22 protein-coding genes are annotated in these 24389 nt (G+C 63.0%); 3 read left to right on the top strand and 19 right to left on the bottom strand.

Going from position 1 to position 24389, the window contains the following annotated elements; translation table 11 throughout:
• Positions 1–21 precede the first annotated feature (21 nt).
• Positions 22–1011: a PP2C family protein-serine/threonine phosphatase gene (locus JANGC3_RS0103875; protein WP_026132511.1), complete on the top strand. Its 990-nt coding sequence runs from the start codon at positions 22–24 to the stop codon at positions 1009–1011.
• Positions 1012–1221: 210 nt separating this feature from the next.
• Positions 1222–2715 (top strand): FHA domain-containing protein, encoded by a 1494-nt coding sequence (locus JANGC3_RS0103870; RefSeq protein ID WP_017875172.1) that lies wholly within the window; start codon positions 1222–1224, stop codon positions 2713–2715.
• 249 nt (positions 2716–2964) lie between these two features.
• On the opposite strand, the gene tauC is transcribed toward JANGC3_RS0103870, so the two are convergent.
• From tauC to JANGC3_RS0103840, 5 genes are all read right to left on the bottom strand, one after another.
• Positions 2965–3801 (bottom strand): taurine ABC transporter permease TauC, encoded by an 837-nt coding sequence (tauC, locus tag JANGC3_RS0103860; RefSeq protein ID WP_017875170.1) that lies wholly within the window; start codon positions 3799–3801, stop codon positions 2965–2967.
• Positions 3798–4592 (bottom strand): taurine ABC transporter ATP-binding protein, encoded by a 795-nt coding sequence (locus tag JANGC3_RS0103855; protein WP_017875169.1) that lies wholly within the window; start codon positions 4590–4592, stop codon positions 3798–3800. The genes tauC and JANGC3_RS0103855 overlap by 4 nt, the downstream gene beginning before the upstream one ends.
• Positions 4593–4602: 10 nt before the next feature.
• Complete coding sequence (tauA, locus tag JANGC3_RS0103850) at positions 4603–5604, bottom strand: taurine ABC transporter substrate-binding protein (RefSeq protein ID WP_026132509.1); 1002 nt, start codon at positions 5602–5604, stop codon at positions 4603–4605.
• Positions 5605–5871: 267 nt separating this feature from the next.
• Complete coding sequence (locus JANGC3_RS0103845) at positions 5872–6399, bottom strand: GNAT family N-acetyltransferase (RefSeq protein WP_017875167.1); 528 nt, start codon at positions 6397–6399, stop codon at positions 5872–5874.
• A gap of 33 nt (positions 6400–6432) precedes the next feature.
• A complete protein-coding gene (locus tag JANGC3_RS0103840) occupies positions 6433–7239 on the bottom strand; it encodes a lipid II flippase Amj family protein (protein WP_017875166.1) in 807 nt (268 codons plus the stop codon).
• 219 nt (positions 7240–7458) lie between these two features.
• Between JANGC3_RS0103840 and JANGC3_RS0103835 the strand changes: the two genes are divergently transcribed.
• Positions 7459–8202 (top strand): hypothetical protein, encoded by a 744-nt coding sequence (locus JANGC3_RS0103835; protein ID WP_157406437.1) that lies wholly within the window; start codon positions 7459–7461, stop codon positions 8200–8202.
• 415 nt (positions 8203–8617) lie between these two features.
• On the opposite strand, the gene JANGC3_RS32295 is transcribed toward JANGC3_RS0103835, so the two are convergent.
• The 14 genes from JANGC3_RS32295 to ispC form a co-directional block, all read right to left on the bottom strand.
• Positions 8618–9490 carry a hypothetical protein gene (locus tag JANGC3_RS32295; RefSeq protein ID WP_157406436.1) on the bottom strand — a complete coding sequence of 291 codons (873 nt, stop codon included), beginning with the start codon at positions 9488–9490 and terminating at the stop codon, positions 8618–8620.
• 241 nt (positions 9491–9731) lie between these two features.
• A complete protein-coding gene (locus tag JANGC3_RS32290; RefSeq protein ID WP_017875163.1) occupies positions 9732–11072 on the bottom strand; it encodes a hypothetical protein in 1341 nt (446 codons plus the stop codon).
• 127 nt (positions 11073–11199) lie between these two features.
• Positions 11200–12177 carry a hypothetical protein gene (locus tag JANGC3_RS32285; RefSeq protein WP_157406435.1) on the bottom strand — a complete coding sequence of 326 codons (978 nt, stop codon included), beginning with the start codon at positions 12175–12177 and terminating at the stop codon, positions 11200–11202.
• A gap of 160 nt (positions 12178–12337) precedes the next feature.
• Positions 12338–13537, bottom strand: coding sequence for an EAL domain-containing response regulator (locus JANGC3_RS0103820; protein WP_017875162.1), 1200 nt, complete (start codon positions 13535–13537; stop codon positions 12338–12340).
• Between the two features lie 276 nt (positions 13538–13813).
• Positions 13814–14599, bottom strand: a complete 786-nt coding sequence (locus tag JANGC3_RS0103815) for a TrmH family RNA methyltransferase (RefSeq protein WP_017875161.1) — start codon at positions 14597–14599, stop codon at positions 13814–13816.
• Positions 14596–15216 (bottom strand): ribonuclease HII, encoded by a 621-nt coding sequence (gene rnhB, locus JANGC3_RS0103810; RefSeq protein ID WP_051068214.1) that lies wholly within the window; start codon positions 15214–15216, stop codon positions 14596–14598. Before rnhB ends, JANGC3_RS0103815 begins: the two co-directional genes overlap by 4 nt.
• A 29-nt stretch (positions 15217–15245) precedes the next feature.
• Positions 15246–16430 carry a lipid-A-disaccharide synthase gene (lpxB, locus tag JANGC3_RS0103805; protein WP_026132507.1) on the bottom strand — a complete coding sequence of 395 codons (1185 nt, stop codon included), beginning with the start codon at positions 16428–16430 and terminating at the stop codon, positions 15246–15248.
• On the bottom strand, positions 16414–17202 hold the full coding sequence (gene lpxA, locus JANGC3_RS0103800; RefSeq protein ID WP_026132506.1) for an acyl-ACP--UDP-N-acetylglucosamine O-acyltransferase: 789 nt from the start codon (positions 17200–17202) through the stop codon (positions 16414–16416). Before lpxA ends, lpxB begins: the two co-directional genes overlap by 17 nt.
• Position 17203: 1 nt before the next feature.
• On the bottom strand, positions 17204–17698 hold the full coding sequence (fabZ, locus tag JANGC3_RS0103795) for a 3-hydroxyacyl-ACP dehydratase FabZ (protein WP_017875157.1): 495 nt from the start codon (positions 17696–17698) through the stop codon (positions 17204–17206).
• Positions 17695–18753 (bottom strand): UDP-3-O-(3-hydroxymyristoyl)glucosamine N-acyltransferase, encoded by a 1059-nt coding sequence (gene lpxD, locus JANGC3_RS0103790; RefSeq protein WP_035787536.1) that lies wholly within the window; start codon positions 18751–18753, stop codon positions 17695–17697. Before lpxD ends, fabZ begins: the two co-directional genes overlap by 4 nt.
• A gap of 129 nt (positions 18754–18882) precedes the next feature.
• The gene (locus JANGC3_RS0103785; RefSeq protein WP_081611751.1) at positions 18883–19401 is read right to left on the bottom strand and encodes an OmpH family outer membrane protein; all 519 of its coding nucleotides are present in this window, start codon (positions 19399–19401) and stop codon (positions 18883–18885) included.
• A 44-nt stretch (positions 19402–19445) separates the two neighbouring features.
• Positions 19446–21782, bottom strand: a complete 2337-nt coding sequence (gene bamA / locus JANGC3_RS0103780; protein WP_017875154.1) for an outer membrane protein assembly factor BamA — start codon at positions 21780–21782, stop codon at positions 19446–19448.
• Positions 21783–21851: 69 nt separating this feature from the next.
• Complete coding sequence (rseP, locus tag JANGC3_RS0103775) at positions 21852–23201, bottom strand: RIP metalloprotease RseP (protein WP_017875153.1); 1350 nt, start codon at positions 23199–23201, stop codon at positions 21852–21854.
• Entirely contained in the window at positions 23198–24382 is a 1185-nt protein-coding gene (gene ispC / locus JANGC3_RS0103770; RefSeq protein ID WP_017875152.1) for a 1-deoxy-D-xylulose-5-phosphate reductoisomerase, read from the bottom strand. The genes rseP and ispC overlap by 4 nt, the downstream gene beginning before the upstream one ends.
• Positions 24383–24389: the final 7 nt, after the last annotated feature.

Raw genomic sequence — 24389 nt, 5'->3', positions numbered from 1 at the left:
GACAATATTTCGCCCGCCAACATGCCATTGACAGACACGCTCGACTTCGGACCCGGCCTGGACGTGGCGGCGCGCAGCTGCGCCGGCGCCGGCCCGCCGCCGCTGCCGGAAAACCAAGACAATTTGCTGCTGATCGACGGCAACGGCCGCGCCGCGTTCCTGCTCGACCAGCGCCAGCAGAACCGGCAAGTGTCCGGCTGGCCGGCCGGACAGGTGCGCATCGCCGTGCTCGACGGCATGGGCGGCCACGGCCACGGGCGCCAGGCCGCCGAAGCGGTGGTGCAAGGCCTGTTGCTGGTGCCGGCTTGCGCCACGCTGGAACAACTGGCCGAGCGGCTCGACGCGCTGCACCAGACGCTGCAGGCGCGCTTCGCCGCGATGGACGGCGCCCAGGCCAAGCGCCCCGGCACCACGCTGACGCTGCTGGAACTGCGGCCCGGCCAGGCGCCGCTGCTGTACCACGTGGGCGACTCGCGCCTGTATGAAATCACCGCGCGCCAGGCCACGCCGCTGACGATCGACCATGTGCCGGCCACCACCTTCGCGCTGCACGGCCTGCTCGGCGAGGCCGAGTGGTGGCAGCAGGTGCATGGCGAGCACCGCCCGCAAATCTCGCAGGCTTTCATCCTCGGCAACGCCATCAGCGACCCGCAGGTGCTGGCCGGCCCGCTGTACGCGCTGGCGGACGCCAACCTGCCGCCGTTCCTGCGGCAACTGGGCGACCGCCGCGCCCTGACTGTGCGCGCGGACGCGCTCTACCTGCTCGCCAGCGACGGTTTTTGGGCCTGCGCCCGGCCCGACCGCTGGGTCGCGCGCTGGCCGGCGCTGCTGGCCGGACTGGACGCCGCCGGCGCGCTCGACGCGCTGTTCGACAGTTTCCTCGACAACCCGCCGGCCGGCCTGCACGTCGATAACCTGAGCGCGCTGGCGCTGCGCTTCCGCCCGCAGCGGCCCGCGCGCAATCTTGACGAAACGGCACTGCCGGGAGAGGCCCGCCCGCGCGCCACCTAGCACGACAGTTGCGCAACAGTTACGCAACTGTTGCGTTGCTGGCGCGGCCACGATCTGGCGCAAAAATATCCGTTTCTATTGTCGAGAAAGTTGCCACGGGCCACCAAAAGCGCGTAAGCTCTGGTTTACCTTGTCCAGCCAAGCGCCTCCGTCACCCCCGCCATGAAAAAATGTTGTAACCCGGATCACCCGCACTGTACGCTATGGGTAATGCCTGGGGAAAACACTTGCGCCAGCGGCCACGCGCAAACCGCGCCGCCGCCGTCGAGCTACGAGCTGCTGCGCACGCTGCGCGGCGCACGCGGCGGCGTTCCCGCGCCCGCGCCGAGCGGCCCGGCGGCAGCGACGCCCCCCGCCCTCGCCGCCGGCCGCGCGCCGGCGCCGTTCAAGGAACTCAACCACGCCCATCTGCACATCAGCGGCTTCGACCCGCGCGCCGCCGGCGGCCGCCAGACCCTGAAAATGGAATTGCGCGGCATGCCGGCAAACTGCCCGCCGCAGATCACCATGCAATTGCAGTCGGACCTGATCACCCACGGCGCGGCGCGCCAGCAGTTCGTGCGCACCACGCGCGGCGACTGGCGCCCGGTGTTCGTCGAATTCTCGTCGCGCAACAAGGAGCACGGCCAGTACCAGATCGAGGTCGAAGTGCTCAGCGCCGCCGACGCCGCCGCGCAGGCGCAGAAATGGGTGTGCACCTTCGTCATCCTGGTGCCGCGGCGCGACGCCACGCTGACCGAAATCCACCAGATTTTCCTGAGCACGCACAAAAACGTGCGCGTCATGGCCGACGACGCCTCGATCGCCCGGGTCAGCGCGCCGGCCGGCGGCGGCTACGACCTCGACGTCACCGCGCGCAACGCCGGCATCGCCCACGTCGACCTGAGCGCGCCGCAGGGCAAGATCGACATGGGCTTCACCACCATCGCGTGGGACGAGGAGCTGATTGAAATCGACCTGCCGGGCGCCAGCCGGGCGCACCCGCATCCGAGCCGCGCCGCCTGCCTGGTCAACGCCGCGCCGGAAGCCGGCGCGCAGCGGCAAATCCGCCTGTTCGCGCTGGACGAGTGCGTGCTGGGCCGCTTCGAGCTGGTCGACCCGGAATCGGACGTCTTGCTGAGCCATTTCGGCGACGACGGCCAGGACAACAGCGGCCTGACGCGGCGCCTGTCCGGCCGCCACGCGGCCATCCGGCGCTGCAACAACGGCTTTGAAATCGAGGACGTGTCGCGCTATGGCATCCTGCTCGACGGCGTATGGCCGGGTAAAAACAAGCCGACGCCGCTGCGCCTGGGCATGCGCATCGAACTCAGCGCCAGCATCAAGGGCATCGTCGTGTTGTCGGTCAGCGCCATCATGCCGCACGGCGTCATCCTGCACCGCATCGACCAGGGCGCGCAGGCCGAATGCTTCTACCTGCTGGCGCCGGACCGCCATCCCGGCTATCCGCTGCCGGCCTTCGCCGCCGCGCCGAACGCTGCCGCGCTGCCGCTGCTGTTCCACCACGACGGCGGCTTCTGGCACCTCGACCAACTGACCGGCAAGGAAACCGCGCTCGGACCCAGCACCACGCTCGACAAACTGAGCCGCGTCGCCAAGCACAACCGCTTCGCCAGCGAACCGTATCCGGAATGCTGGATCATCCGCACCGGCGCCGACGATCTGCACAGCACCATTGCCGCGCACGCCTTGTCGACCGCTTGAGCCGGTATGGCGTAACCGGGCACGCCCGCGTCACGCCGGCGTTGTCGGATTACGCTACGCTAATCCGACCTACGAAATGACATAATTACCGCGGTATCAGCACGAAGAAAATCAGCGACAAGCCCGCCAACATGATGGCCTCCAGCGTCAACACGATTGCCGGAATTTGCAGATTCTTGGGAATTTTCATGGCCGCCTCCCGCGACGATTGCACTATCTGTTAGTGCGCGCCGGGGCGGAAAAGTTCGTTCACGCCAGCCCGGCCCACGGCACGCAGGCGCGTTGCAGACGCCGCAGCAGCCAGTCGAAGCCGAAGGCGATGACGGCGATCACCAGAATACCCATCACCACCACGTCCGTGACCAGGAACTGCGCCGCCGACTGGATCATAAAGCCGAGGCCGCGGGTGGCGGCGATTAGCTCGGCCGCGACCAGGGTCGACCAGCCGACCCCGACGCCGATGCGCACGCCGGTGAGGATATCCGGCGCGGCCGACGGCAGCACCACGAAACGCACCAGTTGCCAGCGCGTGGCGCCCAGCGCCATGGCGGCGCGCAGACGGCTCTGCTCGACCCGGCGCACGCCCTCGACGGTGGCAATGGCCAGCGGCGCGAAAATCGCCAGGTAAATCAACAGCACCTTGGACAGCTCGCCGATGCCGCACCAGATAACAATCAGCGGCAGGTAGGCCAGCGGCGGAATGGGCCGGTAGAACTCGATCAAGGGGTCGAACACCGCGCCGACCCGCGCGCTGGAACCGATCAGCACGCCCAGCGGCACCGCCGTCGCCACCGCCAGCAGCAAGGCGGCGCTCACGCGCGCCAGGCTGGTCAGCGTGTGCTGCCACAACGTGGCGTCGACAAACCCGTCGGAGGCGACCGCGCGCAGCGCCGCCAGCACGTCGGCCGGCCCCGGCAGGAACAAGGGCGGCACCGCGCCAAAGGCCGTCACGGCCCACCATAGCGCGAACAGGCACAGCACGGTCAGCGCGGTGATGCCGCGCTCGGACAGGCGCCACGGCCGGCGCGACGGCGCGGCTGGCCCGGCCTCGTCCCAGTGGGCAAAAATAGAATTTAACTCACTCATGCCGCCAACTCCTCGGGGTATGCGTCCTCGTTACCCAACAGATCGTGCAAAATCGCTTCGCGCAACTCGACGAAACGGCGGTCCGACTTGATGCTGCGCGCCGGTTCGCCCGCCACGAAGCGGGCGCCGAAATCCAGCCGACGAATACTCTCCACCCGCCCCGGCCTGGCCCGCAATAGCACCAGGTCGGTGGCCAGGAACAGCGCCTCCTCGACGCTGTGCGTAATCATGAACAGCCCCTTGCCGGAAGCCTGCCAGACCCGCAACAAATGTTCCTGCATCCGCTCGCGGGTAAGCGCGTCGAGCGCGCCGAGCGGCTCGTCAAGCAGCAAAAAGCGCGGATCGACCGCCAACGCGCGCGCCAGGCCGACGCGCTGGCGCATGCCGCCCGAGATCTTCCAGATCGGATAGTCGGCGTAGCGCTCCAAACCGGTCAGCAGCAGATACTCGCGCGCCCTCGCCTTCCGCTGCGGCTTCGGCACGCCGGCCAGGTGCAGGCCGAAGGCGACGTTTTCCAGCACGCTCTGCCAAGGCAGCAGCGCGTCGTCCTGGAACACCACGCCGCGGTCGGCGCCCGGCCCGGCGATGGCACGGCCGTCGATGGCGACGCTGCCGGCGGACGGCGCGACGAAGCCGGCGATCAGGTTCAGCAGCGTGGTCTTGCCGCAGCCGGAGGCGCCGATGACGACGTTGAAACTGCCGTCCTGCAAATCGAGTGAAATATCGCGCAGCACCTCGACGGCGCCGCCGGCGGCCTCGAACGTGACGCCAGCCTTGTGCAAGCGGATCATCGCGCCACCTTTAGCGGGCCGAGGCCAGCTTGGCGAAACGCGGCGTGACGAAGGCCTGATAGCTGGCCAGCACCTTGTCGGCCTTCTTCTGCTCCTTCAAGAACAGCGACGTGTCCGACAGCGTGCGCACCGTGCCGCCGCCCAGCAGCCTGGCCGAAGCCTGCTCGTCGAGCGTGGGGAACTGGCTGCCGGCCAGCAGCAGCGGAATGTCGGCCTTGCTGGCGCCGGTCAGGCGGGCGATCTTCTCGGCCTGGGCTGAATCGGCGCCCCAGCTCTTGCCGTTCTTGCGGTACTCGGCGTAAGCCTTGCCCGTGACGCGCACGAAGGCCGTGACGAAATCAGGATGCTCGGCGGCGAAGTCCTTGCGCACGATCCAAGCGTCGAAGGTCGGCGCGCCCCACTTCGCCACCTCGGCCGAGTCGGTCAGCACCTTGCCGCTCTCCTTGGCCTTGCCCAGCGCCGGGTCCCAGACATAGGCGGCGTCGATATCGCCGCGCTGCCAGGCGGCGGCGATCTCGGTAGGCCGCAGGTTCAGAATCTGCACCGACTTCGGATCGATCTTCCAGTGCTTGAGCGCCGCCAGCAGGCTGTAATGCGTGGTCGAGACGAACGGCACGGCGATCTTCTTGCCGACCAGGTCCTGGGCCTTGGTGATGCCGCTGCCGTCGCGCACCACCAGCGCTTCGGCGTCGCCGATTTCGGCGGCGATGAAAATGGTCTCGATCGGCAAACCCTTGGTGGCCGCGGCCGCCAGCGGGCTGCTACCGACATAGCCGATGTGGATATCGCCGGAGGCCACGGCGGTGATCACATCGCCGCCGCTGGCGAACTTCTTCCAGTTGATCTTCCAGCCGCTGGCCTTCTCATACTCGCCGTCGGCCTGCGCCACCTTGGCCGGCTCGACCACCGTTTGAAACGCGATGTTAACCTCGCGGTCGGCGGCGAACACCGGTCCGGCCAGCGCGGCGGCGGCCGCCAGCGCCAATACGCTCTTCAAAAAAATTCTCTTCATGGTGCGCCCTCACAGTGCGTTACAGTCTTTGGCGGCGCGTCCGACTGGACCGCGCAACCCCGAACTCAAACTGTAATCACTGCGCGACACAAACCAAACGACTCATTTCGACCAACGATATCTGATTTGCGCATTCAGACGGTAATGCCGCCAAATCAAGGATTTCGTAGGTCGAGTTAGCCGGAACGGCGTAACCCGACTGTCGTCGCCAGCGGCCAGGCGTCGGCTTACGCTAAGCGAATCCGACCTGCGGCAGCGGCACTACGTTCAACCGGCCATGCTCTTTTCCAGCACCTCGATCATCAAACCGTCGCGCAAAGGCACGCCGACGCCGGCGGCCAGCGGAAAGGCCGACACGTCGCCGGTTTTCCGGTAGCCGCGGCGCAGGTAAAACGCCAGCAGCTCCTCCCTGGCCGAGACCACCACCATGCGCGTCGAGACGGCGCCGAACGCGCTGCGGGCGAACTCCTCCGCGCGCGCCAGCATGCACTTGCCGGCACCGGCCGTCTGCAACGCCGGGTCCACCGCCAGCATGCCTATGTAACTGCTGTCGCCCTCCTTTTCCACATGGACGCAAGCCACCAGACGCCCTTCGGAAAACCCCAGCAGCAGCGCCGACTGCTGCTGGTCGAGCATCGCGGCGACCCTGGCCGCGTCGATGCGCTCCCCCGCCACCAGATCGGACTCGTGGGTCCAGCCTGCCGCGCCGGCGGGCGGACGGTAGGCTAGGTTGACCAGGCGGGCAACGTCGGCCACATCGGCGGCGGCGGCGTGGCGGAAAGTATCAATTTTCATCTGTGTCCTATCGTTTGTATTGAGTGGCGGCGCTCACAGCGCCCGTGCGACATAGACGATCAAAAACGCGGACGGAACCAGCAAGACCTGCGCCAGAAGCGTGCCTGCGAGGCGGCTGCCGACCAGCCAAACCACCGCCTTGCGGAACTGCGACTCGCTGACCCTGCCCTCCACCACATCGTCGGTCATGCCGGACATGTGCGGATCGATGAAGATGGCCATCGCGATGGTGGCGCCGCCGTTAATGATCGACGACAGCGTGCTCGAGGTCACGCGCACGTCCGGGTCGAGCACGCCGGCGTACAGCGCGGCGAACACGCCGACCGTCCACAGCGCGACGGCGCCGACGTTGAGCAGGCTGATACGCAGCGACACGCCGTAGCCCTTGTGCAGCGTGGTGACGTTGGCGGCGGCCGGCAAGCTGGCCGAGTCCTTCACATACGACAGCCCGCCCTTGAAGAAACCATGCAGTATCAACTTGGGCACCGAGCGGTGCACTTGGAAGTGCAGCACGGCGCGGCAAAACACGCGTTGGAATGTCGGGATCAGCAGCGCGCCAACCACGGTGGCGATACTGGCCGACAGCAGCAGCCAGCGGAAATCCGACAACAGGCCGCCGGCGGCGTCGAGGCCCGGCAGGTTCGACTCCACCCGCTTCGCCAGCAAAGGACTGAGGAAGGAGTTCGAGGTGCGCGACACCAGCACCAAAATACTGAACAGCGCGAACGACACCGCGATGCGCCGGGTGCGTACACCGGCAATGCGCACCGAGTAGGCCAGCGTGCCGATGATATGGATGACAAAGGTAAGGAAACAAACAAAAAGCAACTGCTTATCCATCGGTAGACGCTTTCAAGACAGGTACGGATGGCGAATGCGCCACATGATACAACAAATCAGTTGTAAAATAGTTACTACCAGTTCTCCCGTGCGAAAACATGTTCACAATTTGCCAAAAACTATCTTGTTTTAAAACAATAAATTTGAAAGTTAATTTAAAGATATTTTCTTTGTTCTCCCGTAAAATTAATTCTTTTGGTGAATTTACGGGAATTTAAAATGAAATATCAACATGCAACAGTGGCCGCTTCCTTATTATCGATACTACTGGCCGGTTGCGGCGGCGGCGATTCGATAGCTAGCGCAGAAGGCGTGTATGAAGGAACTATCGACAACGCCGCCGTCCACTATACGGTCGTGTTGGAGGACCATGAATTTTACACGCTGTTTGGCGCACCACTTGTCGGTGGCGGCCTCGCGGTCGGCGGCTTCATTCAAGGCAGCGGCAAGGTCGATAATGGCAACCTGACCTCGACCAATCTGAAAGAGTTCGTAGCAGACGGAACCGTCCTGTCAGGCACCCTCAACACCAAATATGTGCCGAAGACGAGCTTGAACGGTACTGTGACGGAAGGCCCGATCGAATACAAATTTGTCGGCAGCACCACTTTACCGAATTCGACCTACTTGTACGATACCGAGGCCAAGCTCGCCAATATCGCCGGGGCGTGGAATCTGACCGACCTGCTGGGCAAGCCGGTTACGTTGACTGTCGCTGCGACTGGCGCCTTCACCGGCTCGTCCAACGGCTGCTCGTTTAGCGGCGCCATGAAGCCGCGCGCATCGGGAAAGAATATATTCGATTTCACGCTGGCGTTTGGTTCCGCGCCCTGCAGCACGGCTGGACAGAACGCTAGCGGTATTGCGGTGGAATATCCGCTTGCCAACGGCCGGCGCCAATTGCTGATCGCTGGCACGGACGCGTCGCGCAACCACGGAACCGCTTTCCTCGGCATTCGCTAAGTAAAGTCTAAGATAAAAAAACCTGTGGCAATTCCGTAAAGTGAAATTGCGGTAGCCACAGGGCGAGCGCCATAGTCCAGAAAATCGACAATGTGGTTTCAAATATTCCCACAATAATTCCCCGATAGCGCTGACAGTCCGCAAACGCCCCAAAGCGGACTTTGGAATATACAACGCTTGAGATTGAAATGCCTTCGATCCAAGACTTACCAACCGTCGAAGCCGCGTGTGCAGGACAATGAAAAAAATGCGAATCTCAACCTGCATACCTATTTAGCTTCCTGCTCCGCAGTTGGAAACTTTAGACGTGAAGCGTCAACGATGAGCTCGTACTGGACCGGACACACTGGTTTAAGCTTTGCTTGCACCAACATCATCGGTGGAAAATCAGGCAAGGTCGCATCAATACAGCCGACTAACATCGTTTCCGCGAATCAACTAAGGCCTCTACCATAATCGGCATCTCTTCAGCAATGGAAGTGGGACTTTGTCCGTCCAAATACCACAAAGGCACATGCACTTCATTGGTCGGTAGTAGCGCAAAATTCTCAATAACGAGCGTTGCGCCCTTCGTTGTGGCCCCATGTTCTTGCCCGTTTCGAAATGCGATAATCCTTTTGATGCTATCGGCTTTCTCTTTGAACCAGATGACCATTCGGTGTTCGTTGCCAAGACGGGGTACCAATTCCTTGTCGAGAAGATAGTCGAGTGAACTATGAGTTTGCTTCGTATCCAAAAAGTGAACAGGGATTTGGCATACGTCAGTAATGATTCGCCGAGCGGAGATAAGGAAATTCGTAACCGTTGATTCGATGTCGGGAACAACAGGGAAGTTTGCGTATGCTCGGGTACTGCCTCCTTGAACTGTATTCGCAAATACCTCAGCTTGCTCTTTCTCAGCTTCAATGTAAGTGGCCGAGGAGTGGCTGCATTGCAAAAGATTGTTCTTGATCTTATGCATTAGCAGGAGCACGTTTTTTATCTTCTGATCATCGCTTAACGGAATACGGCTTCTCAGCATGTCATGCGCCATGATAAGTGTCCTTGCCACTATGGGAGAAGACGATCCAACATCTGCAATCTTTGCTGTAACCCACATTGCATGCGGATTTGTCCTTTCGGGATCTACTGATTCGGGACTCTGAACTTTAAACGTCTCTTCCTCAGTGAACATTTCAGCAAACTCCCCAAGTGGGATCATTCGCTGAATCGTCCCTTCTTTTTCAGAGGGCAATTTAAATGAGGCGGCGCCATCCCGTGGATACATTGGAACTCGGTTCTTAGTCATGTAAACAGTTCGAAATTAATGCAAATTTATCTGAGCATAATCGCTAGCGATTATGCCATGCTGGCACCGCTTATCAATTGGTATCGAATACAGCAGCAGCTTGCCCTGCAATCTCGCTTGGAAGCACAATTGCCGTAGTGTCCCGGGTGTTCGTCGCCCAGGCATCTGCTTGTCGCGACCGACTGCTTCCGACCCGAAGCGGACCTTGTCGCCATTAGCTCATCCAGTTACGTTATTGACTCTAAGAAAGAAAGTATTCGATCGTATCCGGAGGCATGTGTATTCTCGTTCCTCTATATTCCCGGTACTGTCTTTCCATGCGCGAGAATAGATTCATGTTGATGTTAAAATATGCTTCAATATCAAGGTTGATCGAATTTGGAGTCTTTACAATAGTGCCGTCATGCAGGACCATGTCTATCAACTTCAGACTCGGCAGGGCGATTGAACCAATAGGGCGATTGCCTATGATCTTTCTATTCTGAAAATTCTCTGCTGCAAGCATTGCATCGCATAACGTGGTTTGATACTTACCTAGTCCTTCCAGAGATTTTTCGAAAAGAAACTCGAAGCTGTCACCGAAATCTTCGATATCCATCCCTTTGTATTTGACCCACATTTCTACCATTGCGGCATGTGGATCGGACTCCACTAAGGCGAGATATATGTATTTGTCCGCTGGGCAAAGCAACTCCTTCCATTCGTACATAAAAAGTACGGTCTTAAAAAAAATCAACGCCCTTTGAGAGTTTCGTCTTAATTCCATCGAAAGAAAGTGGCCAAGACGGAGGTTCGAAAATGTTTCTTCAATTCGGTTGGCAATTATTCCAATTCTGATGAAATTCGCGTCCAAAGCGAAGCGCGCTAAGGTCGAAATCATCGCCATAAGCGACTTAAGACCGAGATCAGGGAAATGAATCCTGGCTAGGTTAAGTAGGACGGAATATTCGATCCTTGATACGTCGTCGAGCAGATCATCAAAGCTTTCTCGTGTTTCTCGATTGATAATTGCAGCATCAACTGGATCGCTGGTCGTCGCTGCATACTCGAGAATACATAGGAATTCGTTGGCTGTGGCGTGCGCTTCTAGCAAAGAAAGAGTGCTGAGAGGAACCTGATGATGGATCGTATCGCCATTGCAGTAGTTTATTATCAAAACCACGCCAAATTTTTCTTCGTACTGCAGCTGATGAGTGAGGCGCTGACAGGCCGTTGGCGGTAGCGTTCCTTCGACAATTAGTTCTTTGTGTATATCGATTTCTCCTGTCTCTACGGCAAATACGGCCAGCCTGTCGTCCACGTCTAGAAGGTCTCTTGCCAATGACTGAGCGAAGTTAAGTTTGCGCACTACATATTGACGGCCCCAGAAAGTTGTGTGCAAATCTAAAAAATGGGTTATCTCGTGATATACAAGAGCACGGATTTTCAACATCCGTCGATCCATCGGCTCACCGAACTTCCAATTTATTGCGGCATGAATGTCTGCGGAATCGATTTGAGTGTATTGTAAAAGTGTGAGGACGTTAGAGAAGTAGTCAAAAGTGCCATCAGAATCGGGGGCAGAGAGAAATCGTGCGTACATGGCTTTTCATAAAGTTAAAGTGTCGTGCGTCCAGTGTTTTTCAACCATCTGTTGCCGGAATGTGGAGCTCACTCTACACGAGCTTATTTTATCCGATTAGCGGATTATCGACTAGCTCAGCTCTCGATTAAAGCCACATAATAAATTCCTGAGGCCGATATTCCGCGCCCATCTCGTCACATATTTCGCGCCCATCAAAACACTCTAACACTTCTTTGGGAACAGGCCTTCCGTGAGGATTTTGGATAAAAGCCTTCCAAGGGAATTGGCCCTGTTTCCCATAATCTAGCGGATGAGAAATCCCGTCCATCAATGGTTCGTCCCTACAAGCCCTAACTAGTTGATATAGGTGGCGAATTAAGATTATTCCAGAAATATTGTCGAATCGATGAGGACGTCCATCTTGATCTCTAAAAAAAGAATTCTCTGTCAGGAGGCCGCAGTCTGGCTGGATAAGTGAAGAGATTGGCTCATATATGTGATCGTCCCAACAAATTACGAGAATGCCGATGAATCCCGGGTCCCTCGAGGCAAAGCCGGAGAATTTTTCATTTGCGCTAATTAAGAAGTCCTTAACCGGATTATCGCGCGGCAGAGTTGACGACTGGTCACCTACCAACTTTTCAATGACTTCTTTAGGCGCAAAGCGCGAAGCAAATTGGATGGGGTTTCCGGAACGCGATTCCCAATGCTTGAAAATTGCTGGGGCTTTTACCTCGACACCAACGTTCTGTGTAGCAGTAGAGAACAGGATTTCGGGGTTTTTTTTCGATTGTTGCGTAGTCGGTTCGAGTTCAAACGTAGCTAGTCCCTCACCGTACCAGCTTGCAACCCAAGAGATTACATGAAGTTCGGCGAGCTGCTGAAGAAGTTGCTCCCAATCTGGCATATGCTTCTCCCTCCCCGACACTCCTGCCAAGCGCTCAATGAATTGCGGCGCATAACCGGGCATCTTTGCTTCGCAAATCAGGCAAGCCGAAATTACTGCCTGAGCCAGTGGATGAGGTCTGCCGTTAATTTGACTTCCGAAGTGGTAGCTTAACCAGTGCCAATTCTTGAAAATCTTCGAGGAAGCGATAACGCGCAACAATTCCTTCTCATCCATGCCATTCCTTTGAGTTTAGTGATAATGTCGGGCGCACTCCTGTCTCGATGTCCGCCAAAACACACGTCCGCATCACGTTATCTACGATGTCCGCTTTTGGCCGATAGCTGACGGTCATTCCCATAGGCACTGAGCATTTGCCCCCAACCGACGAAAGCAACTAGAAGTAATGCCGCCAGTCTGCCAGCCATGCCGGGAATTCGTCCACCGGCATCGGCTTAGCGATGTAGTAGCCCTGGGCGTAGGTGCAACCCAGCCCTTGCAGGAAGTCCCAGTCCTCGCGGGTTTCGACGCCCACCGCCACCGAGCGCCGCTCCAGGCTGCGCGCCAGCCCCAGGCAGGAGCTGAGCACGGTGCCCAGCGCCCGGCTTTTGGAGGCGCCATCGACGAAGCTGCGGTCGATCTTCAATTCGGTGAAGGGGATGCGCGCCAGCAGTTGCAGGTTCGAGCGCGAGGTGCCGTAGTCGTCGATGGCCAGGCCGAAGCCCTGGATGCGCAGCCGCAGCAGCCGTTCGAGGAAGTGCGGCTCGGAGCTGAGCACCGCCGATTCCGGCATCTCGAAGGTGATGTAGTCGGCCAGTATGCGGTGCCGCGCCAGGCAGGCGTCCATCTGCGCCATGAAGGCCGGCTGCCCCAGCGTTTGCGGCGCCACGTTGATGGCGATGGAGATCGGGATGCCCTGGTCGTGCAGCCGGCGGCAGGCCGCCACCGATTTGTCGATCATGCTCCAGTCGAGGAAGTCGACCCGCTTGTTTTCCTCCAGCGCGTCGATGAAGGAGGCCGGCCCCAGCGTGCCGTGCTCCGGGTGCAACCAGCGGGCGAACATTTCCAGTCCCTTGACCTGGCCGGTCGCCAATTCGATCTTGGGTTGGAAGAACGGTTCGAACTGGCGCGCCTGCAAGCCCTGCCCCACCTGCGCGAAGCTGAACACGGGATGCTCGACATGGGCGGCGGCGACCGCTCCGGCGTGCTGGAAATTGCCGATCAAGTCTTCCAGCGCGGCCGCGGTGACCGGCTTGGCGATGGTGCCGAGCATGTTGACGCCGTAGGCCTGCGCCATGGTTTCGACGGAAAACAGCACGGCGTCGGTTTGCGCGCCGATGACGATGATGCCGGCCGCGCAGCGCGCCTCGGCCAGGCGGCGGATCAGCTCCAGGCCGTCCATGCCGGGCAGCGCCAGGTCGATGATGCCGATGTCCAGCGTCGGCACGATGCCGGCCTGGAAGCTGCGCAGCGCCGTGTGGCCGTCGGCCACGTCGGTGACGCGGGCCGCGCCCAGGTGCGCCAGCAGCTCCAGCAGCGCCTTGCGCTGGGCCGGGTCGCCCTCGGCGACGAGAAAGTGCAACTGCGCGATATCCATTGCTGCTCCGGTTGGCTGCGGCGCCAGGTAAAACCAAGGGCGTGGGCTGGGGTTTGATCCTCATGCCGCCAAGTTAGGCTGTCGTAGGTCGGATTAGCGAAGCGTAATCCGACGCCGGGCCGCTGCCGACGCCGGTCGGGTTACGCCGTTCCGGCTAACCCGACCTACGAATTGATTAACTTGGCGGCATTGGGGTTGACCCCGGTTCGCAGCCGTTGGTGTCGATTGCCGTTTCGGGCGCTTTATTGCTCCACCTTACCTTAGATTGGCCGGGGCTTATACCTGATTTTGCCGTACTTGCTCAAAAAAACATACGGCGGCGCAGGCCGCGACGTTGAGCGACTCGACCTGGCCCTGGTGCGGAATCACCACCCGGTGCGTCGCCAACGCCAGCAGGTCGTCGGCGACGCCCTGCCCTTCGTGGCCCAGCAACCAGGCCACCGGTTGGCGCAGGTCGACGTCGTACAGGCGCTGTTCGGCGTAGCCGCTGGTGGCCAGCACCGCGATGGCGGAATTCGACACCAGCGCGCCCAGGTCGACGCCTTCGTAGACGTCGAGCACGAAGTGCGCGCCCATGGCCGCGCGCAGCACCTTCGGCGACCAGCAAAACGCCGTGCCGCCGCTGCAGTAGACTTGTTTGATGCCGGCCGCCGCCGCGCTGCGCAGGATCGAGCCGACGTTGCCCGGGTCTTGCAGGTTGTCGAGCAGGACCGCCGACTCGCTCAGCGCGGCCGTGACGGCGCGCTGCGGCGTCTCGATGACGAACAGGATGCCGACGCCGTGCTCGACCTGGCTGAGGGCGCCGTACAGCGCGTCCGGCATGGCGATGCAGTTGGCGTGTTGCGCCTCCAGCCGCGCCACCAGGTCGGCCACCTCGGCGTTTTGCAGCGCGCTTTCGCTGACGATGCACTGCGGCGGCACGCCGCGCAGGTTCAGATAGGTCTGGCACAGATGCACGCCGTCGAGCAGCGTGCGGCCGGCCTTGCGCCGCGCCGCCGAGCTGCCGGCCAGGTGCTTGAGGTCTTTGTAGAGCGCGTTTTCGCGCGAGGAAATCAGTTTCATGTGTTTTGGTCCAGCAGTTTGCGCACCGGCGCGTACGAGCGCCTGTGCACCGGCGAGACGCCGTGTTCGCGCAGGCGCGCCAGGTGCATCGCGGTCGGGTAGCCCTTGTGCTGGTCGAAGCCGTAGTGCGGGTAGCTGGCGTGCAGCACCAGCAGCGCGGCGTCGCGCGCGGTCTTGGCCAGGATCGAGGCGGCCGAGATCGAGTCGACCTTGTCGTCGCCCTCGACGATGGCGATGGCCTGGATCCGCATCACCGGGCAGCGGTTGCCGTCGATCAGGGCCAGCGTCGGCGCCGTCGCCAGCGCCTCCACCGCGCGGCGCATCGCCAGCATGGTCGCCTGCAGGATGTTGAGGCTGTCGATTTCCGCCTCCGAGCATTCGGCGATGGCCCAGGCCACCGCGTGCTGCTTGATCAGCGGAACCAGCGCGTCGCGCTGCACCGCCGAGAGTTTTTTCGAGTCGCGCAGGCCGGCTATCGGCCGGGCCGGGTCGAGGATCACGGCGGCCGCGAAGACCGGGCCGGCCAGCGGGCCGCGGCCGGCCTCGTCGACGCCGCAGATGATTTCGTCGAGCGAGAATGGCAGGTCGTCAAACAAGCCGGGATAGAGAGTTTTCACTTACGCCTTTATTGCGTCATGCCGTACAACTACAGGCGGGTGGAGGATGCCGACGAGGAGGACGAGGCGATCACTTGCATGACCGCCGCCGCGCTCTCCCGCGCGCTGTCGCGCAGCAGGCTTTGGTGCATGTCGGTGAAGCGCTGCACCAGGCGCAGGCGGCCCGGCACGTCGCTCAGTTGCTGCCACATGGCCTCGGCCAGCGCTTCCGGGCTGGCGGCGTGTTGCAGCAGTTCCGGCACCAGGAATTCGCGCGCCAGGATGTTCGGCAGGCCGATCCACGGCTGGTAGCCCATGTGGCGCATGATTTCCCACGAGGCGCGCATCATTTTGTAGGCGATCACCATCGGTTTCTTGAACAGCGCCACCTCCAGCGAGGCCGTGCCGGAAGCGACCAGCACCGCGTCGGCGGCGGCGATCGCGGTGTGCGACTGGCCGTCCGTGAGCAGGATCTCGACGTCCTGCAGGCCGGCCTGCGCCACCAGTTCGAGGAAGTACTGGCGCTGCTTCTCGCCCGCCATCGGCGCCACGAAGCGCAGCGAATGGTCGCGCCGCAGCAGCAGTTTGGCGGCGCCGACGAAGGCCGCCACGTTGTGTTTCAGCTCGCCCATGCGGCTGCCCGGCATCAGCGTGACGACGTTGGCGTCCGCCGGCAGGCCGAGCAGCGCGCGCGCGGCCGCCTCGTCCGGCTGCAGCGGGATCATCTCCGCCAGCGGGTGGCCGACGTAGGTGACCGGCACGCCGGCCTGGCGGTAGATCTCCTCCTCGAAGGGGAAGATCACCAGCATGTGCGAGACCGCCTTGACGATTTTCTTGATGCGGCCGCCGCGCCAGGCCCAAATCTGCGGCCCGATGTAGTGCACGGTGGGGATGCCGGCCGCCTTCAATTGCATCTCCAGGCCCAGGTTGAAGCCCGGGTAGTCGGCGCCGATGAAGACCGCCGGCCGCTCGGCCAGCAACTGGTCGCGCAACTCGTTCTGGATGCGCTTGATGCCGCGGTAGCGCGGAATCACCTCGAACAGGCCGCGCACGGTCAGGCTTTCCAGCGGCCAGTGCGACTCGAAGCCGTGCCGCGCCATGTGCGGCCCGCCGATGCCGTGGAAGCGCGCCCGCGGCAGCAGCGGCCGCAGGCCCGACAGCAGGCTGGCGGCCAGCAGGTCGCCCGAGGCCTCGCCGGCGACCAGCGCCACCGACAGGTCAGCGGACGATGCCACGGGTCGCACCGTTGAGGAACTCGCGCATCGCTCGGATTTGTTCGGCCGCCTCGGGGTTGGCCATCTCCTCTTCGAACAAGGCCGCCTTGGCCTCTTCCAGCGTCAGGTTGGAGCGGTAGATCAGCTTGTAGGCGGCGCGGATGCCGTCGATCTGCGCACGGGTGAAACCGCGGCGTTTCAAACCCTCGATGTTGACGCCGTGGGCCGCCGCCGGATTGCCCGACAACAGCACGTAGGGCGGCACGTCCTGGGTCAGGCTGGTGCTCATGCCGACGAAGGCGTGCTCGCCGATCTGGCAGAACTGGTGCACGTTGGCGAAGCCCGACAGGATCACCCAGTCGCCGATCTTGACGTGGCCGGCCAGCTGGGCGTTGTTCGAGAAGATCGTGTTGCTGCCGACCTGGCAGTCGTGCGCCAGGTGGACGTAGGCCGAGATCCAGTTGTCGTTGCCCAGCCGCGTCACGCCGGCGTCCTGCACGGTGCCGGTGTTGAAGGTGCAGAATTCGCGGATGGTGTTGCGGTCGCCGATTTCCAGGCGGGTCGGCTCGCCGGACCATTTCTTGTCCTGCGGCGCGGCGCCGATCGACGAGAACTGGAAGAACTGGTTGTCGCTGCCGATCGTGGTGTGGCCTTCGATGACGACGTGCGGTCCGACCTTGGTGTTGGCGCCGATGCGCACGTGCGGGCCGATGACCGAGTACGGTCCGACCTCGACCGAGCTGTCGAGCTGCGCCTTCGGGTCGACCACTGCGCTAGGATGGATCGCCGTCATGTCACTGCCCCGCTGGCTGGCTCGCGTCGCTGGCGCTGCGGATGGTGCACATCAAATCCGCTTCCACCGCGACTTTGCCGTCGACGCTGCCGACCGCCTTGTATTTCCAGATGCCGCGCGAGACGCGCACGATCTCGACGTCCATCTTCAACTGGTCGCCCGGCTCGACCGGGCGCTTGAAGCGGGCGTTGTCGATGCCGACGAAGTAGACCACCGAATTCTCGTCCGGCTTGATGTCCATCGTCAGGAACGACAGGATCGCCGCGGTCTGCGCCATCGCCTCGATCATCAGCACGCCCGGCATCACCGGCTTGTGCGGGAAGTGGCCGTTGAAGAACTCCTCGTTGACGGTGACGTTCTTGATCGCCGTGATGGTCTTGCCCGATTCCCAGTCCAGCACGCGGTCGACCAGCAGCATCGGATAGCGGTGCGGCAGATACTGTTTGATCTGGTGGATGTCGAGGGTTTTTTTCGTGCGTTCTGTGGTGGTGGTCATTTTTGCTCTTGATTCGTCAGTGTTTTGATGGTTTTTTCCATTGCCCGGATTTTATCGCGCATGCCGGACAGGTTGCGCACGATGGCGGCGCTTTTTTCCCAGTCGGCGTTCTTGGCCAACGGGTAGAAGCCGGTGTACTGGCCCGCTTCGAGGATCGAGCGCGACACCATGCTGCCGGAGCCGACGTGGACCCGGTCGACGATGGTGAGGTGGCCCAGCACCATCGCGGCGCCGCCGAAGGTGCAGTACTTGCCGATGACGGCGCTGCCGGCCACGCCGACGCAGCCGGCCATGGCCGTGTGGGCGCCGATGCGGCAGTTGTGGCCGATCTGGATCTGGTTGTCGAGCTTGACGCCGTCCTCGATCACGGTGTCGGCCAGCGCGCCGCGGTCGATGGTGGTGTTGGCGCCGATGTCGACGTCGTCGCCGATCATCACGCGGCCGGTCTGCGGGATTTTGATATACACGCCGCCCTCGTTGGCGAAGCCGAAGCCGTCGGTGCCGATGACGGCGCCGGAGTGGATGATGCCGCGCGCGCCGATCTGGCAGCGGGCGTGGAACGTCACGTTGGCGAACAGGTGGGTGCCGGCGCCGATGACGGCGTCGCGGCCGATCACGCAGCCGGCGTCGATGACGCAGCCGGGGCCGACGCTGGCGCCGGCGGCGATGGTCACGTGCGGGCCGACATGGGCGCTGGCGTCCACCGAAGCGCCGGGCGCGACGCTGGCGCTGGGGTCGATGCCGGGCGCCGGCACGAAGGCGCCGAGCGACTCGAAATACTGCGCGGCGCGGGCGAAATACGCGTAGGGGTTGGCGGTGACGATGCGCGCGCCGGCGTAACCGGGCGCGACGACGGCGTCGTCGGCGGCCGACAGGATCAGCGCGGCGGCCTGGCTTTGCGCCGCCTGGGCGCGCAGTTTGCTGTTGCTGAGGAAGCTGATGTGCGCGGCGCCGGCCTCGGCCAGCGGCGCGATACCGCTGACCGCCAGGTTCGGGTCGCCGTGCAATTGCCCGCCGAAGCGTTCGACCAATTCACCCAGTCGAGTTGCGCTCATAGTGTATCCTATCTTGTTGTGTTACCGGGGCCAAGCCGAGCCGGCGGCGCGGCCGGGCTCGGACCCCGCGGGCCCGAGCCCGAGCCCGTGCTGGCGCCGCTGGCGTTGGCGCCGGTCCGGTTGATACGGTTACTTGTCGAGCGCCTTGAGCACGCGGTCGGTGATGTCGATGCGCGGGTTGGCCCACAGCGCCTCCTGCAGCACCACGTCGTAGCCTTCGACGCGCGCCATCTGCTGGATGATGGTGTTGGCCTTCTCGGCGATGGCGCCGCGCTCCTCGTTGGTGCGCTGGTTCAAATCTTCGCGGAATTCGCGCTGGCGGCGCTGCAGTTCCTTGTCCAGCTCGAAATATTCGCGCTGGCGCTTGGCGCGGTCGGCCTCGTTCAAGCCCGGCAGCTCCTTCTCCAGCTTGTCGCTGGCGGTCTTGAAGCGCGCGGCCAGTTCCTGCACCGCCTTCTCGCGCGCCTTGAACTCCTCGGCCAGCTTCTCGCCGGCCAGCTTGGCCAGTTTCGACTCGTTGTAAATGCGCTCGGTGCTGACCCAGGCGATCTTCGAATCCTGGGCCTGCGCCTGCACCGGCGCCATCGAACACCAGCACAATGCGAGCGCGGCAAGATACTTCGGCAGGTTAGCGGATGCGGTCTTCAACTTGATTCTCCGTGGTCAAAATAATGAATGCTCAAGGCCGCCGGTCAGAAACCGGTGCCCATCTGGAACTGGAAGCGCTCGATACGGTCGCCCGGCTTCTCGTTCAGCGGCAGCCCGTAGCTGAGTTTCAGCGGGCCGACCGGCGAAATCCAGCTGATGCCCAAACCGGCAGCATAGCGCAATTCCGAGGCGCGCAGTTTGGCGCCCTCCTGGTAGACCTGGCCGCCGTCGACGAAGGCGAACCAGCGCAGGCTGCGGTCCGAGCCGGAGCCGGGGAACGGCATTTGCAGCTCGACGTTGCCGATCAGGCGCGCGGCGCCGCCGAGGGCGTCGTTGGTGCTCGGGTCGGCCGCGCCCAACGAGCTGCTCTGGTAGCCGCGCACGGAACCGATGCCGCCGCCGTAGAAGTTCTTGAACACCGGGAAGGCGTTGCCGCCGATGCCGTGGCCGTAGTCGAACTCGCCGCGCAGCGCCAGCGTCACGCTGCGGAACAGCGGCCGGAAGTATTGGTGGTCGTAAATGGCGCGGTAATACTTCTGGTTGCCGATCAGGTCGATTTCCAGGTTGACCCGCTGGTAGCGGCCGATCGACGGCGTCAGCGCGCTGTCGCGGCTGTCGCGCTGCCACGACGCCGTCAGCGGCACCGCGTTGGTGGCGGCGCTGCCGATGCCGTCGGCCGGGCCGCCGTTGTCGCGCACGTAGTTCTTGAAGCGCACCGGGCTGGTGGTATCGGTTTCAATGCGCGTCTTCTCGACGCCGGCGCCGAAGAAGATGGTGTCGCTTTCCGAGAACGGCACGCCGAACTCGATCTTGGCGCCCTGCTGCTTGACCTTGTAGCTGCCGATGTTGACGGCCGGCGGGATGGTCGTGCGCAGGTACACCTCGAAGCGGCGCGAGACGCCGTCGTCGGTGAAGTACGGGTTGGTCTGCGAAAACGCGATGGTGCGGCTGTAGTGGCTGGTGTTGATCTCCAGCCCGACGGTGTTGCCGCTACCGGCGAAGTTGGCCTGCGAAATGGCCGCCGACAGCGTGAACTTCTCCGACTGCGAGAAGGCGCCGCCGATCAGGAAGTTGCCGGTCGGTTTTTCGACGACGGTCAGGTTGACGTCGACCTGGTCGTTGGTGCCCTGCGCCTCCGGGGTGTCGATGGTGACGTCCTTGAAGTAGCCGAGGCGGTCGACGCGGTCGCGCGAGAGCTTGATCTTGTTGCTGTCGTACCAGGACGACTCGAACTGGCGGAATTCGCGGCGGATCACCTCGTCGCGCGTGGTGCTGTTGCCGGCGATGTTCATGCGCCGCACGTAGACGCGCTTGCCCGGGTCGACGAAGAAGGTGAACGACACTTCGCGCTTGTCGCGGTTGATCTCCGGGTTGGCGTTGACGTTGGCGAAGGCGTAGCCGAAGGTGCCGAGGCGGTCGGAGATGCGCTTGTTGCTGGCCGTCAGCAGCTCGCCCGAGTACACGGCGCCCTTCTTGAGCAGCAGCAGCGACTTCAACTCCTCCTCGCGGCCGAACATTTCACCCTCGAACTTGGTGTCGCCGATGCTGTACTTCTCGCCCTCGGTGACGTTGATCGTGATGTAGATGTCCTTCTTGTCGGGGGTGATCGAGACCTGGGTCGAATCGACCTGCATCTCGATGTAGCCGCGGTTCAGGTAGTAGGACTTGAGCGACTCGATGTCGCCGCTCAACTTGGTCTTCGAATACTGGTCGGCCTTGGTGTACCAGCTGAACCAGCCGCCGGTGTTCAAGGCCAGCTGGTCGCGCAGCTCCTTGTCGGAGAAGGCCTTGTTGCCGACGATGCTGATCTGCTTGATGCGCGCGACCTCGCCCTCGTCGATGGCGAACACCACGTTGACGCGGTTGCGCTCGATCGGCGTGACGGTGGTGGTGATCTTCACGCCGTACAGGCCGTGCGACAGGTACTGGCGCTTGAGTTCCTGCTCGGCGCGGTCGACCGAGGCCTTGTCGAAAATCTTCGCCTCGCCGACGCCGATTTCCTTGAGCGCCTTGACCAGGATGTCTTTTTCAAATTCCTTCGAGCCGGTGAACTCGACGCTGGCGATGGCCGGGCGTTCCTCCACCAGCACCACCAGCACGTCGCCGTCGGCTTCCAGGCGCACGTCCTTGAAGAAACCGGTGGCGTACAGCGCCTTGATGGCGGCGATACTCTTCTCGTCGTCGAAGCTCTCGCCGACGCGCACCGGCAGGTAACTGAAGACGGTGCCCGCCTCGGTGCGCTGGATGCCCTCGACGCGGATGTCCTTGACGGTGAACGGCGCCACGGCCAGGGCCTGGCCGGAGCAGAAGGCCAGCACGGCGGCGCCGATCAGGCTGAGACGAAAGGAAGGCGAGGCGAAACGATCAGAGTGTAATTTCATTGGCTAAATCAATGGGTAAATCATTGGACAACACGCACAAAAGAATGCCTGTGGGAACGGCGCCGACGGTCAGGTCAGCAGCCGCGCAACGTCATTGAAGACGGCAAGCGCCATCAGGGTCAGCAGTAAACCCACGCCAAGGCGCTGGGCCAGCTCGCCAACCCGCTCCGGGATCGGGCGTCCGGTCAAAACTTCCAGCGAATAATACAGCAAAAGCCCCCCATCTAAAACCGGAATGGGTAGCAAATTCATCACGCCCAAACTGATGCTGATGAAGGCGATGAAGCTCAGGTAGCTGACCGCGCCGACGCGCGCGGTCTGGCCGGCGTAGTCGGCGATCGTGATCGGCCCGGTGAGGTTCTTCCACGAGGCCTGCCCGGTCAGCATCTTGCCCATCATTTTCAAGGTCAGCGCGCTGGTGTCCCAGACCTTGACGACCGCCTTGGCGGTGGCCGCCAGCGGCGCCGCTGCCACCACGATCATATCCGGCGCCTGGGCGACCTCGGCCTTGATCTTACCAACTGTTACAGCTGCGCCCGCCTCGGCGTCCGGCGTCACCGCCACATCGAGTTCCTGGCCGGCGCGGCGCAGCCGCACGGCCAGCGTCTTGCCGGGCGCGGCGCGCACCAGCTCGACGAAGGCCAGGCCGTCGGCCACCGCCCGGCCGTCGACGCTGAGGATCAAGTCGCCCGGGCGCAGCCCGGCGCGTTGGGCGGCGCCGCCGTCGACCACCCGGCCGAGCACCGGCGCCGGGCGCGCCGGCGCGATGCCGGCCTGGCCGAGCACGTCGGCGTCGAGGTCGAGCGCGGCCAGCGCCGCCGCCGGCAGCAGCGCGTTGACGCGGCCCTGGCCCGGGCGCTCCAGTTGCAGGTGGGCGTCGCGCTTGTCGAGCGCCGCCTGGATCACTTGCCAGCGCAACTCCGGCCAGGTGGCCACCGTTTCGCCGTTGACCGCGGTGACCAGGTCGCCGCGGCGCACGCCGGCCGCCTCGGCGGCGCTATGCGCGGTGGCGGCGGCGAGCCGGCTGGCCGGTTCGGCGATGCCGTACATATACAGGCCGGCGAACAGCGCGATGGCCAGCAGGAAATTGGCGAGCGGCCCGGCGGCGACGATGGCGATGCGCCGCCAGACGTTCTGGCGGGTGAATTCGCGCTGCAAATCCTGCTCGGAGAGCGCGCCCAGGTCTTGCTCGCGCCCGTCCAGCATTTTGACGTAACCGCCCAGCGGCAGCGCCGAGATGGCCCACTCGGTCTGGTCCGGGCCGAAACGGCGCGACCAGACCACCTTGCCCATGCCGACCGAAAAGCGCAGCACCTTGACGCCGCACCAGCGCGCCACCCAATAGTGGCCCAGCTCGTGGATGACGATCAGCGATCCCAGCGCGACCGCGAACGCCAGCAGCGTTTGCAGGAAATTCATCGGCCCGGCCGCGCCGCGACGAAGCGCTCGGCGGCGCCGCGCGCCAGCGCGTCCTGCGCCATCACCGCCTCGATGCTCGAGGCGGCGCCGTGCGCCACGCTGTCGATCACGTGGCGCACCACCTGGTCGATCTGGCGAAAGCCGATGCGCAGGTCGAGGAAGGCTTGCACCGCCACCTCGTTGGCGGCGTTCAGCAGCGCCGGCGCGGTGCCGCCGGCTTGCAGCGCCTCGAAGGCCAGCGCCAGGCAGGGGAAGCGGGCCAAATCGGGGCGCTCGAACTGCAGCGCGGCCATCTGCGCCAGGTCGAGCTGGGCCACGCCGGAGGCGATCCGCTCGGGATAGGCCAGCGCGTGGGCGATCGGCGTGCGCATGTCCGGGTTGCCCAGTTGCGCCAGCACCGAACCGTCGACGTAGGAGACCATCGAATGGATCACGCTTTGCGGGTGGATCAATACCTCGATCTGCGCCGCCGGGGTGCCGAACAACCAGTGCGCCTCGATCACTTCGAGGCCCTTGTTCATCATGGTGGCCGAGTCGACCGAGATCTTGCGCCCCATCACCCAGTTCGGGTGCTTGCAGGCCTGCTCGGGCGTGACCGCGTCGAGCGTGTCGACGGCGCGCGCCAGGAACGGGCCGCCGGAGGCGGTCAGCAGGATCTTGGCGACGCCGGCGTCGGCCGGGCTGCGCCCGTAGCCGCGCGGCAGGCATTGGAAAATCGCGTTGTGTTCGCTGTCGACGGGTAGTAGCACGGCGCCGCTGGCGTGCGCGGCGTCGATGAACAACTGGCCCGACATGACCAGCGCCTCCTTGTTGGCCAACAAGACCTTCTTGCCGGCGCGGGCCGCCGCCAGCGTCGGCGCCAGGCCGGCGGCGCCGACGATGGCGGCCATCACGGCGTCGACCCGGCTGTCGGCGGCGATGGCGCACAGGGCGGCCTCGCCGTAGTCGACGTCGGTGTTCAAACCCTTGGCGCGCAGCAAGGTGCTCAGCTGGGCGGCGGCGGCGGCGCTGCCGACGACGGCGCGCTCGGGGCGGAAGCGTTCGCACTGCCCGGCCAGTTGCTCGACCTTGCTGTGGGCGCTCAGCGCGAACACGCTGTAGCGTTCCGGGTGGCGCGCCAGCACGTCCAGCGTGGACACGCCGATCGAGCCGGTGGCGCCGAGTATGGTGATGCGTTGCATAGGGTAG

Origin of the sequence: Janthinobacterium sp. CG3 (assembly GCF_000344615.1) — a bacterium.
Lineage (GTDB): Bacteria > Pseudomonadota > Gammaproteobacteria > Burkholderiales > Burkholderiaceae_D > Janthinobacterium.
The sequence above is the reverse complement of the archived record's forward strand: the minus strand, read 5'-3'. Positions and strand labels throughout refer to the sequence as shown.